The organism is Arthrobacter sp. KNU40 (assembly GCF_051515115.1).
GTDB lineage: Bacteria > Actinomycetota > Actinomycetes > Actinomycetales > Micrococcaceae > Arthrobacter.
Genome location: NZ_CP195850.1, coordinates 678,848 through 693,188, shown reverse-complemented (window position 1 = coordinate 693,188; position 14,341 = coordinate 678,848). Strand labels below are relative to the sequence as shown.

General features: G+C 63.2%; 15 protein-coding genes. 3 read left to right on the top strand and 12 right to left on the bottom strand.

The features are described 5' to 3' along the window. Position 1 precedes the first annotated feature (1 nt). The 7 genes from ACSKT0_RS03300 to ACSKT0_RS03270 all read right to left on the bottom strand — a co-directional run bounded on the left by ACSKT0_RS03300 (position 2) and on the right by ACSKT0_RS03270 (position 7,453). Positions 2-847, bottom strand: coding sequence for a DUF6454 family protein (locus ACSKT0_RS03300; protein ID WP_437772490.1), 846 nt, complete (start codon positions 845-847; stop codon positions 2-4). Further along, complete coding sequence (locus ACSKT0_RS03295; protein ID WP_437772489.1) at positions 831-2,375, bottom strand: inositol monophosphatase family protein; 1,545 nt, start codon at positions 2,373-2,375, stop codon at positions 831-833. Before ACSKT0_RS03295 ends, ACSKT0_RS03300 begins: the two co-directional genes overlap by 17 nt. Further along, entirely contained in the window at positions 2,372-3,433 is a 1,062-nt protein-coding gene (locus ACSKT0_RS03290; protein WP_437772488.1) for an ABC transporter ATP-binding protein, read from the bottom strand. The genes ACSKT0_RS03295 and ACSKT0_RS03290 overlap by 4 nt, the downstream gene beginning before the upstream one ends. A gap of 49 nt (positions 3,434-3,482) precedes the next feature. Next, complete coding sequence (locus ACSKT0_RS03285; protein ID WP_437772487.1) at positions 3,483-4,346, bottom strand: ABC transporter permease; 864 nt, start codon at positions 4,344-4,346, stop codon at positions 3,483-3,485. After that, entirely contained in the window at positions 4,346-5,308 is a 963-nt protein-coding gene (locus ACSKT0_RS03280) for an ABC transporter permease (protein WP_437772486.1), read from the bottom strand. The genes ACSKT0_RS03285 and ACSKT0_RS03280 overlap by 1 nt, the downstream gene beginning before the upstream one ends. After that, a complete protein-coding gene (locus ACSKT0_RS03275; RefSeq protein ID WP_437772485.1) occupies positions 5,305-6,465 on the bottom strand; it encodes an extracellular solute-binding protein in 1,161 nt (386 codons plus the stop codon). Before ACSKT0_RS03275 ends, ACSKT0_RS03280 begins: the two co-directional genes overlap by 4 nt. A 172-nt stretch (positions 6,466-6,637) precedes the next feature. Then, positions 6,638-7,453 carry a COG4705 family protein gene (locus tag ACSKT0_RS03270; protein WP_437772484.1) on the bottom strand — a complete coding sequence of 272 codons (816 nt, stop codon included), beginning with the start codon at positions 7,451-7,453 and terminating at the stop codon, positions 6,638-6,640. Between the two features lie 118 nt (positions 7,454-7,571). Between ACSKT0_RS03270 and ACSKT0_RS03265 the strand changes: the two genes are divergently transcribed. Continuing rightward, complete coding sequence (locus tag ACSKT0_RS03265) at positions 7,572-7,886, top strand: hypothetical protein (protein WP_437772483.1); 315 nt, start codon at positions 7,572-7,574, stop codon at positions 7,884-7,886. Positions 7,887-7,906: 20 nt separating this feature from the next. On the opposite strand, the gene ACSKT0_RS03260 is transcribed toward ACSKT0_RS03265, so the two are convergent. The 5 genes from ACSKT0_RS03260 to ACSKT0_RS03240 all read right to left on the bottom strand — a co-directional run bounded on the left by ACSKT0_RS03260 (position 7,907) and on the right by ACSKT0_RS03240 (position 12,357). Then, positions 7,907-8,224: an ArsR/SmtB family transcription factor gene (locus ACSKT0_RS03260; protein ID WP_236815476.1), complete on the bottom strand. Its 318-nt coding sequence runs from the start codon at positions 8,222-8,224 to the stop codon at positions 7,907-7,909. Further along, positions 8,221-8,703: an SRPBCC family protein gene (locus ACSKT0_RS03255; protein WP_437772482.1), complete on the bottom strand. Its 483-nt coding sequence runs from the start codon at positions 8,701-8,703 to the stop codon at positions 8,221-8,223. The genes ACSKT0_RS03260 and ACSKT0_RS03255 overlap by 4 nt, the downstream gene beginning before the upstream one ends. A 66-nt stretch (positions 8,704-8,769) precedes the next feature. Then, positions 8,770-9,951, bottom strand: coding sequence for a virginiamycin B lyase family protein (locus tag ACSKT0_RS03250; protein WP_437772481.1), 1,182 nt, complete (start codon positions 9,949-9,951; stop codon positions 8,770-8,772). An 88-nt stretch (positions 9,952-10,039) separates the two neighbouring features. Beyond that, the gene (locus tag ACSKT0_RS03245) at positions 10,040-10,711 is read right to left on the bottom strand and encodes a response regulator (protein ID WP_284982098.1); all 672 of its coding nucleotides are present in this window, start codon (positions 10,709-10,711) and stop codon (positions 10,040-10,042) included. After that, positions 10,708-12,357, bottom strand: coding sequence for an ATP-binding protein (locus ACSKT0_RS03240; protein WP_437773959.1), 1,650 nt, complete (start codon positions 12,355-12,357; stop codon positions 10,708-10,710). The genes ACSKT0_RS03245 and ACSKT0_RS03240 overlap by 4 nt, the downstream gene beginning before the upstream one ends. Positions 12,358-12,568: 211 nt before the next feature. Between ACSKT0_RS03240 and ACSKT0_RS03235 the strand changes: the two genes are divergently transcribed. Next, entirely contained in the window at positions 12,569-13,567 is a 999-nt protein-coding gene (locus ACSKT0_RS03235) for an aldo/keto reductase (RefSeq protein ID WP_437772480.1), read from the top strand. 152 nt (positions 13,568-13,719) lie between these two features. After that, positions 13,720-14,334, top strand: a complete 615-nt coding sequence (locus ACSKT0_RS03230) for a PepSY domain-containing protein (RefSeq protein WP_437772479.1) — start codon at positions 13,720-13,722, stop codon at positions 14,332-14,334. Positions 14,335-14,341 lie beyond the last annotated feature (7 nt).

Sequence of the window (14,341 nt, the reverse complement as noted above, 5' to 3'; positions counted from 1 at the left end):
GTTAAATGATCCTGTAGCTCAGTATCCGCGTGCCGCCGTCGTCGTCGCCGTCATCCGGCGCAGCGTGAATCAGCAGCCCGGATTCATCCACGGTGACGGTGACAGGGTTGCGTGTGATGACGTGACCGGCACTGCTGAACTCACTGATGGGCAGGTCCCCTGTGATTCTTTGCCGAAGCGGTTCAACCAAGGCCAGTCCCCCGAGTTCAAGGACACCGCCATCAACCTGCGGCAGCAGTGAAATCCCGCTGCACAGCAGCAGTCCCGGACCCAGGAGCTGGGCATCCTGGTAGTCGACGAAGTGGCTTGGATTCTCCCACTGATCCACCAGTTGGCCTTCCGTGTCCCAGGTGTAGAGCTGCCGGGAACCCCAGCTCCCGCCGAACACCAGGTCCAGCCCGGGATCGCGGGCGATCCAACCGACGTGGTCGTCCACACGGAACCGCTCACGGACCTCGAAGGTGCCCGGATCGATCGTGTAGACGATGCTTCTGCTGCCGGCCCGGTACTCGGCGACGGAAACCCACACGTGGTCGCCGTCGAAGTCGATACCACCGGGGTGATACGCCAAGCCCTCGCCCACGGGGATATCGCGTAGCAGCCCGCCTGCGTCAAGGACGAACACGTGCCCGCTCCCCCGTCCGGGAGTGCGCAGCGCCGGATCCGCGGCAGGGCGCGGCGCCTCGAGGATCTCAACGGACGACAAGAACGTCAGCCCTTTGGCGAACGCCATGCCCTGCGGGTGGTGCGTCGGAAAGTCGAGGCGGATCTCCTCAACCAGTTCGAAGCGGCTCCGCCGGTCAAGTGTGGAAACAGCGTCGGAGAGGAGCTCAATTGCCGGCTGCATGTGCCTGGCTCCACAGTTCGTAAAGCTCAGCCGAGTATTCCGGACGGGCAGCAAGCACCCCGCCCTGTTCCGGGAACGTGTCCATCTCGCCTTCGGAATTGAGGACAATGCCACCGGCCTCTTGAACAACGAGCGTCGCCGCCAGGTGGTCGATCGGACTGAAACTCCCGATGATTGCTCCGGCACCGCGCCCGGCAGCTACGCCCACCACCGTCATGGTCGCCGAACCCATGATCCGCATGATGCTGTGCCGCTCGCCAAGCTCCGCGAGAAGTTCCAACATTCCGGGCCACGGCAAGTGCCCCGCGAGTTCGGTCGCCACCACGGTTCCGGCCAGGGCCGCCGTCGAAACTCCCGCCGGAGCCAGCGACAGCGGCTTTCCGTTGAGCCAGGCACCATGACCGGACCACCCCTCGAAAATCTCGCCACGCCAAGGATCTGCGACCACGGCCACCGCGGGCTTGCGGTCAACCGCCAAGGCAAGCGAGAACGCCGTCCAGGGAATGTGGTTCACGTAGTTGGTGGTTCCGTCGACCGGATCAAGGTACCAACACGGTGCGCCGGGCACGGAGACTCCGCCCATTTCCTCGCCCACCACCGTGTGGCCGGGAAGGCGGGCGGCAATCACTTCGCGGACATGGCGCTCGACGGCGACATCGACTTCCGTGACCAGATCAGCAGGGTGCGCCTTGGTCGAGACCTGGCCACGATCGGCGTCGCGCATGTACCCGACGGCCCATTCGGCCAGCTCAAAGGCGACTTTCCGGGACTCAAGAACCTCATCGCCGGCGAGTCCCCCGGGAGCCTGGGCCGAAGCCCACACCTGAGGGTCTTCAGCGATGGCGCTTTGCAACAGATCCAGTTGGTTGCTCGTGATCGAATCCACGCCGAGTCCCAAGGCCCAGCGCATTGTTTCGAGATCATCAATGGTCCAGCACGCAACTTTGGCCCCCGCGGCGTGGATCTGTTCGACCATGTGCTTGCTGAGAACCACGTGCTCGGAATTGACGAACTCGGGATTCAGCTCGGCCAGCAGCTCTCCCGGCGGGGCGGTCCTCTTGCTCCAGGGCAGCCAAATCCGGGCGTCCTGGTCGAGGGCACCGATGATCCGCATTCCGTCCAGGTTCCCGCACCAGGCCACTTCGATGCCGCTTTCGAGCACGACGGCGGCGGCCGCCCCTGCGGGGCCGGGCTCGTCCATGTCGATGAGCAAGGTTGACCGACGGCCGCGGAAAAGCTCTAGGGCTTCGGAAAGCAGGGGAATCCGCTCCTCGCCGGCGCCCAGTTGCCTGATGCGGTCATAGTCGAGGTCTGCAGCGTCGGCGTCGAGGCTCCAGATCCTGAGCAGCGAGGCATCGTGGAGCAGGATCACCTGCCCGTCCTTCGTTACCCGGACGTCCACTTCCACGAGGTCCGCACCCGCGTCGATGGCTGACGCGATGGCGGGCAAAGTGTTCTCGAGATATTTGCTGGAGTCGCCCCGATGGGCCGTGGCGCGGGTCCTTTTGGTGTCAACGGTGTTGCTCAAAGTGCGGCACCTGCCTCTGCTACCAGGCGTCCGTCCCGGAAGGTCATGGCCTTGCGGATCCCCGCATATGTCTGTTGGCCTGGCTGCATGAGCTCACCGCTCACAAAGCTGCGGAGCTGGGCGTCGGCTCTGCGCACGTACACTTCCTGGAAGTGTCCGCGGGGGACGACCCTCTCGACCGTCGCCGGGACCGCACCCGCAAAGGGCGCGTCTGCCAGGATGACGTCCTCGGGCCGGATCCCGAGAATGTCCGGGCCCGCGGTGATGAGTCCGTTATTGAGCGAGCCCTCCAGACGGTTCATGCTGCCGATGAAGGTGGCCACAAACTCGGTTTCCGGGCGGGCATACAGCGCCTCCGGGGTACTGTATTGCTCGATCCGGCCCGCATTCATGACGGCGATGCGGTCGGACATGGACATCGCTTCTTCCTGGTCATGGGTGACGATGACCGTGGTGATGCCGAGTTCCTGCTGGATCTTGCGGATGTCTTCGCGGACTTTGACACGCAGTTTCGCGTCCAGGTTGCTCAAGGGTTCGTCAAGGAGCAAGAGCTTCGGCTCCTGGACGAGTGCCCGGGCCAAAGCCACGCGTTGCTGCTCGCCGCCGGAGATGCGGGCGGGCTTGGAATCCTTGTGATGCAAAAGGCTGACCAACTCCAGGACGGCTTCCACCCTGTCCTTGATCTCAGCCTTTGACATCTTGCGGAGCTTCAGTGGGAAGCCGACGTTCTTGGCCACGGTCATGTGGGGCCACAGCGCGTAGTTCTGAAACACCATGGCACTGGGGCGGTTCTCCGCACCAAGATGCGAGACCTCCTGGCCTTCCACCTCGATGGAGCCGGAGTCCGGCTCCAGGAAGCCGGCGATCATGCGCAGCGTCGTTGTCTTTCCGCAGCCGGAGGGCCCCAGCAGGGATACCAGTTCGCCCTCCTTGACCGACAGATCGAGGTTGTCGATGATGGTGCGGCCGCCGAGGATCTTGTGGAGACCGCGGATAGCCAGCCCACCGCCCGACGCCGGAGTTCCCGGCTTCGTTGTGCTGGCGGGTGGTTCAGTCAATGGTGCATGAATTGTCATGGGTTCTCTGTCTGACGTTGTGCGCGTGGCGCTATTTGATCTGGAAGCCTTCGGCGAGCTGGCCGCCGAGGATGTGCTTGTGCGCCGCGAGCATGAGGGCAACGGAGGGGATGGCCAGCAGGATCGAGAAGACGGCAGCCACCTGGGTAGGGTAGTTCAGCACCAGGCTGTACATCTGGGTGGGCATGGTCATGAAAGCAGGCGCACCCACCAAGTACGTTCCTTGTGCCTCGTCAAAGGACGCCAGGAAGGACATGACGGCCGCGACGATAATCCCGGGCAGCGCCATGGGGAGCGTCACTGAGGCGAACACACGCAATTTGGAGGCTCCGGCGTCGCGGGCTGCTTCCTCCAGGTTTCGCGGCACGGCAGCAAACGCTGCCGCGGGGATCCATGTCATGAAGACCACTGTGCCCAGCACGTGCACCACGAGGATTCCCAAAATGGTGTTCATCAGGTTCAACGCGTAGAAAAGAGCCGCCAGGGTAACGAACAAGCCCATCTTCGGAAAGGCGTTCGTCGCAAACAGGCTGATCAGGAAGAAGCGGCGTCCGGGAAAATCAAAGCGGGCGAAGGCGTAGGCCGCGGGCAAGCAGATGACCGCAGACACGAGGACCGTCAGCGGGGCGAAGAACAAGGAGTTCTGCACCGCGATGCCGAGCGCGCCGTCGTTGACGACCACCTGCCACCAGCGCAATGTCCAGTCATCGGGAAGGAGATTGGGGAAGGTCCAGTTACCGGCGAAGGCGCGGACGCCGAGCCAGAGCAAGGGTCCCAGGATGAAAACGACCATGAGTACCACGAACAGGCCCACCAGCGCACTGCGGACAATCGAGTCGAGCGTGAGGGGTCGGCGGGTGCGGGAAGCAATCGGGGATCCGGTAGGGAGAGCCATCAGACTTTCCCCTGTTCCTTGGCGGAACGGAAGTTTGCCCACACGTAGAGCGCGGCGATTCCGGAGGCAATCAGGAAGACAGTGAAAGCCATGACGGCGGACTGCTGGGGTTGGTTGAAGGCAGAGAAGTAGTTGGACATGTCCACTCCGAGCATGTTCGGTGAATTTGGCCCGGTGAAGTACGGGACCGTGAACGATCCAACAATTCCAATGGCCGTAAACGTCGTCGCGATGATGATCGGAACTGCCGCCATGGGAACGATCACTGAGACGATCGTGCGCAAGGAGCCGGCACCGGCGTCGCGGGCTGCTTCGATCATGGCGTTCGGTACGGACTGCAGTCCGGACGAGACCATGAGCACAGCGAACGGCAGGGACGTCCAGACCGAGCCGATGATGACCGTGACCATGGTGAAGGCCCACACGGGGAAGTCAAGTCCGAAGAGGGCGAAGACGCTCCGCAGGAAACCCGTGCCGGAGTAGAAGGTCAGGATCGCCCACGAGGCGATGACCACCGGGATGAAAAGCGGAACGATCGCCAGTCCGGAGAGGAGCCGGGCCATTCGACCGCCCTTGAGTTTGAGGTAGAGCCCAATGCCCAGCGCGAGGAAGATGACTGTTGCCGTGCTCACGAGCGTCACGATGACCGTGACCAGAAGGTCCCCGAGGAAGCGCTTGTTGGTGAACATCTCCTGGTAGGCGGCCAGTGTTCCCCACCAGGCGTCTGCCTCGTGCACGTTCTGGCCAATCGTGGCGATGGTGTGGTTCAACCCGCCGGTCAAGCCGATGCTGAAGCCGAAGGCGAGAACGATCGGGAAGCCGACGAAGATCGCGATCAACAGGATCGGCGGCAGCGCCATGAAGAACCCGACGGCGCGCTGGCTCAGTCGCTTGGGGCGCGGGGCACCGGCCGGCGGAACTGTTTGTTGCAGTTCCGCCGGCTTTTGAAGCGTGGTTGTCACTGGCCGGGAACCTTCTGGTCCCAGAGGTTGTTCAGGTCTTTGCCCATCTGGTCGAAGTAGCCCTTGCGCAGGTTGTTGGTGTCTGCGTCCTTGAACTTGTCCTTCACATCAGCCGGCAGTTTGTCGAGGCTGATGGCCGGGAAACCGGACATTTCCTTGATGATCATCGTCTGCGCGTCCGGCGAGAGGACGAAGTTGGCAAGCTTCAGCGCGGCTTCCTGGCGGGGCGAGGACTTGGGAATGCCGAGGTAGGCGGCACCGCCGGTGAAGGACGGGTTGCTGATCTGGGTGGCCTTCACGGTGGACGGGATCTGGCCGTTGGTCAAGCCGGTGATGAACTGGTCAGACCACACCGGAGCCATGGAGATCTGTCCCTTGGCGAGCAGATCAAGGGTCTGCTGGTTGCCGTTGGGGTAGACGCCGCTCTGGAAGACGGACGAGTTGAGGTCCTTCAACGTCGCGAAGCCCTGGTCCCAGTACTTCTCGAGGTCCTTCTCGTAGCCCACCGTCATCTTGGCGCGGGCGTCGGCCGGGACGAACTTGTCCAGAACGGTGGCAACGAACGCACCGCCGGATCCTCCCGACTTGGGCGAGTTGTAGGTGAACTTGCCCGGGTTTGCCTTGATCCAGGCAAGCAAATCGTCAAGGGTCTTCGGCGGAGTGGCAACTGTCTTGGTGTCATATGCCAGGAGTACTGCGGAGCCGCGGTACGGGATGCCGCCGGTGCCGCCGGCCTTGATGACGTCCTGCGGGACATCGTTCAGCGCGGAAATCGTCTGCGAGCTCACGGAGGTCAGCAGATTGGCTGCGGAGGCTTTGGAGACGAAGCCGCCATCGACGAGGTCGAAATCAGGTTCCTTGTTCTGCTCCGTGGCGCTGGTCAGTTTCGCCAGGGTCTGGGCATCGTGCTCGCCGTGCAGATCGAGGGTGACCTTGACGTTGTAGCCGGGATTGGCCTTCTCGAAGGCGGGAACGAGGCTCTTCTCCCACAGCTTCTGGACGTTCGTGTCGCCGCTGATGAACACGGTGATCGTCTTATCCGGTGATGCGCTGGCGCCATTGTTCTGGGCCGAAGCGGTACTGCTTTGAGCGCAGCCGGTCACAGCGGTGGCTGCAACAACGGCGACGGCGGCCGCTGCTAGGAAGCGGTTGGTCATGGTGTTCCTTCATCTTGAACCGAAAAGTCCCCCAAGGGCAGGAACTACCATCCAAGGGCAAGGTGAAGGAACGGGTCACGTGCTATGAATCCGGGGTGAACCGGAGGAAGAATTAACGCAAATATGTCAGGACATACGAACAATAGTACGAAACATGCGGCAGTGGATCGCCCTACTTGGCTCGCCGCCATGTGATCGTCAGGAACGTGACCAGTACAGCTATCGCAGCGGCGAGGGCCAGGCTGACAGGGCCAGTTCCCCAGTCGAGTCCCCCTCGGTCGGGGGAAACAGCGGTCCAGTCAGAGAAGGACGCCCCCAATGGCCGGGTCAGGATGTACGCGAACCAGAAGGCGGGGATCGCAGCCAGCAGGCGACGCCAATGGGCCAATGCGGGGACGGCGATGGCTACCGCGAACATGACGCCTGAGGCGAGGTAGCCGAGGCCGAGCGAGTAGGCAGTCAGGTCTCCGGTAGCCGTGCCAAGTGCGAAGGTTGTCAGCACCGCAGCCCAGTAGAAGGCCTCCCGACGCCGCGTGGTGATGCTATGGATGGAGAGGGTCTTTTCGCTCCGGTTCCAAAGCAGGAAAACGACGCCGAGCGCCACGGTGAAGAACAGAGTCGACGCCAGATAGGGGACGCCAAGTCCGACGTGGACGGCGTCCGCAGCCATCGTCCCGAACACGCTGACCATCGCGACGGCGGTCCAGTACACCCAGGGGATGTACCTGCGGACCCCGAACTGCAGGACCAACGAAATCACCAATGCCGCGAAACCGAGGCCCAAAGCGATCTCGGGTTCGAACCGGTGAACAAGGAAATCGGACGTCGTTTCGCCCATCCCGGTAGTAAGGATCTTCACTACCCAGAACAGGACGGTCACCTCGGGTACTTTCGAGGCGGAAGCTCGGGAGACTGCGCTTTGCAGTTGATCGCCAACAGCTACGGTGTCCTTGGTCCGCGGGCTAGCGGTGAGTTCTTCGGGCATCATGGACCCCATTGTTCATGGCTTTCCCGAGCGTTTCCCGAATGTGGCACTCGGGCACGCCGCCCTGAAACGGCAGCGAACCCCCTCAAGCAACCGGTCCGATCCGCGGGATAATGGAACTATGGCCGATCAGGATCAGGATCCTTGGGATGAGTTCGACAGGCTCAAGCCCGCAGGACACGATCGCGTCCAGGGCTATCCCGGAGGAGAACCCTTGGGATTTGGCTTCCAGACGGGCGTGCGGAGCGCAAAAGTGGCCTTCGGTTTCGCCGTCTACACACTGGTCCTCGGAACCGTACTCGTCCTTGTCGGGATCATTGACTTTATCGGCACGGGCGAGTTGCTGTGGCTCGGATTGATGGTGCTCATCGAGGCCGCCTTCATCTACGGATTCATCCAGCTGGCGCACCAAGCGCGCAACCGACGCTCAACTTAGACGGCCCCGTCGTCGAAGAATTACAGTCCCTCCGCGATGCGCTTGATCGCGGCCAGGCGGCGATCCCACTCTGCGCCGATGCGGTCGAGGCTGCGTGCCGTTTCGCTCAGCTGCGAGCCGAGCACCCTGTAGCGCAGTTCGCGGCCCACGCGCACCGATTCAACGAGCCCGGCCTCCTGCAGCACGGCGAGGTGCTTGGCGATCGCTTGTCGGGTGACCGGGAGCCGCCCAGCGAGGGCCGACGCCGATGCGTCGCCCTCGCCTAGGGCAGCCAGGATGCTCCACCTCGTCTCGTCGCCGAGCGCGGCGAACACTGGAACCAGGGTGCTCGCGGTCACGACCCACCCTCGACATACGCGGCCAGTTCGTCGAGTTCCGAGTCCCAGCCCTGGCGGTGGCTCTCCATGTTGAACGCGGGATCGCTCGTCGTGTCGAAGCCGGTCTCGACGACGGTGAGCTGCGTTCCGCCGTCGAGCGCTTCAAGCGTGAAGCGGAACATCGTCGAATGGTCAGGATCGACCTCGGCAGGCTGGGTGCCGCGCGCGTCGTCGTTGCTCCAGCGGTAGGCGATCATTCGCGGCGGATCGAGCTCCTCGATCCGCACCGGGAAGGCGCCGTAGCCTTCGAAAGAGAAGACACCGCCGGCGCCGACGGCGACCTCGTCGAGGACGGCGGTTTGCCCGAACCAGCGCGCGATGTGCTCGGCCTCGGTGATCGCCGCCCAAACCTTCTCGATGGGGGCGGCGATGGTGATGGTGCGCCTCACGGTGAATTCGCCGGCGTCGACGACAGAGGCCTGGTTTACGGTCATAGTCATGATTCTGTTCCTTTCGGTCAGTTACTGCAACTACAGAGTTGCATTAACTATTCGAAAGAGCAACCCCTAGGTTGCAGATCGAGGCTTGCCGTTGTCTTCAAGGGCGGATCTCTTGCGGCGTCCCGCAGCCACGATGAAGACCGCGACGGCGATTGCCACTGTCGCGGCGCCGCCACCGATTGCAGTGATGATGCTCCAGGGGCTGACGATCCCGTCGCCCGGTTGTGTTCCGGTGGTGGCCGGCTTCGAGGCTTTGGAGGTTGCTGCGCCCGCGGCAATCGCCGCGTAACGGGATACCGAGCCGTCTCCCGTGCCGTTGCCCGGGCTCGTCACGATGAGCGTACCGTCTGGAGCCACCGCCAGATGGCCGGAGTTCTTTTCGGTTGGAATGGAGGATCCCACAGCTGTTGCGCCCGGCGGGACGACGGACAGCACGCGGTCCTGGACAGTGGTCACGTACAGGGTTCCGTCCTGCCCGACGGCTGCCTCTTGGGGGCCTCCCGGGACGAAAATACGGTATGCGACCGTGTCAGTATCCGGCTTGATCACAGCTACCCGATCGGAACTGATGTTGGTGACGTATATTGTTCCGTCGGGCCCGGATGCGATCCCGTGGGGGTTATCTGTGGTCCCGGGTGTTGCGCTGACCTGAATGGTCCGTGAGACGGCGCTCGCTCCGGAAGGAATGACCGAGACCGTCCCCGCGATTTGGTTTGCGACGAACGCGGTGCCGTCCTTCGTGACTGCGACCTCCACCGGCCCTGCTCCGACGGGTACTGTCCGGTCCACGGTCGATCCGTTCGGTGCAATGACCGACACGGTGTGCTCCGAGGGGTTGGGGACAAAGATCGTCCCATCAGGGCCTGCGGCGATCAGATGGCTCCCCGGGTAAACCGGAATTCTCCGAGCCACGCCGCTCGCGCCAGTAGGAATAACGCCCACGTCGTACCGATTCGTGGCGCTGTCCCGTTCAGCGACGTACAGGGTGCCATCCGGGGCCAATGCCAGGCCTGACGTATATCCTCCCGTGGTGATAGTCCGGGAAGGCTTAGCGGCTCCGGCAGGTATCACCTGGATGCCGCCGGCCCCGCCGTAATTGCCCACGTACGCAGTGCCGTCGGAACCAACCACCACGCCAACGGGCACCCCGACGACGTCGAGAACTTCCGAAGGTGCCGCAATCGCAGGCACCGCGCCCAGATAGGCGAACGCCGTCGCGGCCACGACAGCCAGGCTCCAAATTTTCACTTTTCGTCCCCCAAAATCCCCACAACGGCGCTCGACGCCGGATCAGCGGAGCCTGCTCCGCTTCAGCAGCATATCCCGCCGCCCGGCCTCAACCCTTGCGTGGCAGGTACGTATTCACCGGGCGCCCGGTGGAACCGTAGGCCAAATGCAGGTCAACAAGTCCTTTGCGCTCGAGTTCACTGAGATAGCGCTGGGCCGTCGGGCGGCTGATGCCAACGCTGCCCGCAATCTCCGAAGCGCCCAAGGGCTCCGTGGAGTGAACCACCATGTCGAGGACCTTTTGCATCGTGGGCGGCAGGCGCCGTGGTCCTTTGGCAGGCGGAGCCGTACGGCGCAGGCTGAAGAGCTGGTCCACGGTCGCCTGGTCGGCCACCGTCCGGGACTCCGCCTCCTGCCGCCAGCGCCGATAGGCCTCGAGCTGGGTTTGCAGTTGCTCGAAGCCAAACGGTTTGACGAGGTAGTACACCGCTCCCCCGCGCATGGCGGCCCGCACGGTCTCAAGGTCCCGCGCGGCGGTGATCATGACGGCGTCGAGCTTTTCGCCAGCTCCCTGAAGTGACCTCAACAGGCTGATGCCGTCTTCATCGGGAAGGTAGACATCGAGGAGAAGAAGGTCCGGTTTGAGCCGCTGCACTGCTTCCCTGGCCTCCGCGGCGGTGTGCGCCTCGCCGACGCATTCGTATCCCTCGATTTTGGCCACGCGGCTGGCGTGGATGCGCGCTACGCGGAAGTCGTCGTCGACCACCAAAGTGCGGATCATTCGATCGACTTTCCTGTCATGACCGGGGTTTCGGATCCCAAGCGCGGTTCCGGCAACCAGATTTCAAAGCGTCCCCCGGGTCCGGGGAAAACATCCATGGTTCCTCCTGCACGGTGAACGATCCGGCTCACCAGCGCAAGGCCTATCCCGCGGCGCATTCCTGGCCGCGGTTCCTTCGTGGTGAACCCGTCGGCGGTGATCGTGCCCACCAATTCCGCAGGAACACCGGGCCCATTGTCGGTCACGCAAATGAAAATGCCCGAGGAATCGTCCAGTTGGATGGTCACCTCACGGGGCGTGGGTTGCTCCGCGAGGATCTCGACGGCGTTGTCCAGGAGGTTGCCGACGATCGTGAGCAGCGCTTGCGTTTCGAGGAATGGTTGACGCAGCTGAGAGTCGTCGGTCACCGAGATTTCGACATCCTGCTCAGCAGCCACGGTGATTTTCGCGAGCAGCAGGGCCGCAAGCTCCGGCGGCTCGATCCGCGAGCGCAGCCCTTCGCCAAGGGAGCGCGAGGTGTCCGAAATCCGCGATACGAAATTCCGTGCCTGATCCACATCCCCGAGTTCCAGGAGTCCGTCCACCACGTGGAGACGGTTGGCGTACTCATGCTCCTGGGCGCGCAAAGCTTCCATCAGCCCTTCGACGGAGCGCAAGTCGCGGACGAGGCCCTCTACCTCGGTACGGTCGCGCAATGTGACCACCGAGCCTATGCTCCTTCCCGCCAAGGCAACGGACATCCGGTTCACCACGAGCAAAGCGTCCTCGGTAATCACGATCTGGTCGGTACCGCTGATCTCACCCGTCAGGAGGGAACGGAGCCGTCCGGACGGCAGAAGATCCTCGATCTTCTCTCCCAGCACGTTTTCTTCCAAGTGCAGCAGGGAGCGCGCCTCGGAGTTGATGACGGTGACCCGGCCGTCGTCGTCGAAGCCGATCATTGCTTCGCGGATGCCGTGCAGCAGGGCTTCACGCTCCTGCAGTAGGGACGCAATCTCCACCGGTTCGAGATCGAAGGTGACCCGCTTGATTCTGCGCGCCAGCAAGGCAGAACCCATGGCGCTGATCACGAGCACCACCGCCGAATAGCCGGCAATCAGCAACACCTGTTTGGCGAGTTCGCTGCTTTCCGTGGTCTCCAGGATTCCCACCGAGACCTGCCCGACGACGGTCCCGTCCGCCGCGCGCACCGGCGCCTTGGCGTTGACTGAGTCGCCGAGGCTGCCCTTGTCGATGCCAACATGGGTCTGCCCGTCGAGGACGGCGACGGGTTCTTCCAAGGTCTGTCCGATGAGGTTTGGATTCGGGTGGGAATACCGGACACCTTTCCGGTCGGAGACGACGACGTAGTCCGGCTGCGCCTGGGACTGGACCTTGCTCGCAATCGCCTGAATCGAGTGCGTTGGATCCCCGTTCCCCAGCGACGTGACGATTTCCGGCATTTGCGCCACCGTAGTCGCGATCCCCAGTGCCCTGAGCCGGTATTGGTCCTCGAGGGTCTGGTTGCTGATCTGGGTGTAAAGAAGCGCGCCCAAAGTGACTGTCACAAAGAGGATGCAGAGCAGCCACACCAGGATCTGGGAGGCAAGCGGTCGCGTCTTCCAGCGCGCACCGAAAAATCGCAAGCCACGCAACTCTGGATGCACCGCCAACCTCTTCCTACTCTCCTAGTAGCTTATGTGACAAAGTTCACGGCTACTACGGCTCACCCGACGGCGGCGGTCCGCCGTCCTCGGGAACTCCCTCCTGAGAGGTACTGACAGGGACTCCCTGCCAGTACCGGGCTATCCCTAGTGTTGACGGCAAGGCTGGACTTTGTTTCACGACACAGGGATTCACGACACAGGAGGACGAAGGATGGAAAAGCGCACACTGGGCACCAACGGCTTGGAGGTCTCCGCCGTCGGGCTGGGCTGCATGAGCATGACTGGCGGATACAGCGACAAGCCGGACCGGCAGGAAATGATCTCGCTGATCCGCGCCGCTGTGGACCGGGGCGTGACATTCTTCGACACTGCCGAAATCTACGGCCCATATGCCAACGAGGAGCTCGTAGGCGAAGCCCTCGCCCCGTACAAGGGCCAAGTGGTGATCGCTACCAAGTTCGGTTGGGACATCGATTCCGCAGAACGGAAGCCGAGCGGGCGCGTGAGCAGCCGCCCTGAGGTCATCAAGGACGTCGTGGACGGCTCACTGCGCCGGCTCGGCGTCGACGCCATCGACCTCTACTACCAGCACCGCGTGGACCCCGACGTTCCCATCGAAGACGTAGCGGGTGCGGTCAAGGAACTGATCGAGGCCGGCAAGGTGAAGCACTTCGGCATGTCCGAAGCGTCGGCCGGAACAATCCGCCGGGCGCATGCCGTCCAACCCGTGAGCGCTGTCCAAAGCGAATACTCCCTCTGGTGGCGCCGTCCCGAGGAGGAAGTGCTGGCCGCGTGCGAGGAACTGGGCATCGGCTTTGTCCCCTACAGCCCGCTCGGCAAGGGCTTCCTGACAGGAACCATTACCGCGGCCACCAGCTTCGACGCCGGCAACGACATCCGCAGCACCATCCCCCGGTTCGCGCCGGATGCGCTCCAGCACAATGCCGCCGTCGTCGAACTGCTCGCCAGCATCGCACAACGCAAGGGCGCCACTCCCGGTCAGATCGCATTGGCTTGGCTCCTGGCGCAGAAGCCATGGATCGTCCCGATCCCCGGAACGCGCAAGCTGCACCGCTTGGAGGAAAACATCGGTGCCGCCGCCGTCGAATTGTCCGCCGCGGAACTGGGCGAAATCGAGGACGCCGCCTCCAGGATCCAGGTGCAGGGCGGGCGCTACAACGACGCCGCAGAACGGATGACCAACCTCTAGGCGTCCGCACGGTGCCACGCTTCCGCATCCTGTGAGCCAGGCAAAATGTCACAGTTCAGGCACAGCATAGGTATACAGGGGCCAAAGCCCGGGGTTCGAGGATGGGATACAGCTTCGAACCCCTCGGAGTTGAACCTCTAAGGAGCAACATCGTGAACAAAGTCCGGAAAATTGCAGTGGGCGCGGCCCTGATCGGCGCCGTCGCAGGCGGCGGAGCCCTCACCGCCATGGCCCTGCCGGCTAACGCTGCAACTACTGACACTTCGACCGCCAGCCCATCCGCCCCTGCCACGAACGGCGGCACGCACGGAAACGAAACGGCCCTGACCGGTGACACCGCCACCAAGGTGAAGGCTGCTGTACTGGCGGCCAACTCCGGCGCCACGGTGGAGAACATGACCACCGAAGACGACGGCAGCGCCGCCTACGAAGCCCACGTCACCAAGTCGGACGGCACGCACGCGACCGTCAAACTCGACGCCAGCTTCAAGGTCACGGCAACCGAAACCGGCGGCCCGGGCGGCGGGAAGGGCGGCCACGGCAACCACGGAAACGAAACCGACCTCACGGGTGACACCGCAACCAAGGTGAAGGCAGCTGTACTGGCCGCCAACTCCGGCGCCACGGTGGAGAACATGACCACCGAAGACGACGGCAGCGCCGCCTACGAAGCCCACATCACCAAGTCGGACGGCACGCACGCCACCGTCAAACTCGATGCGAGCTTCAAGGTCACAGCAACCGAAACCGGCGGCCCCGGTCACTAACTCCCAG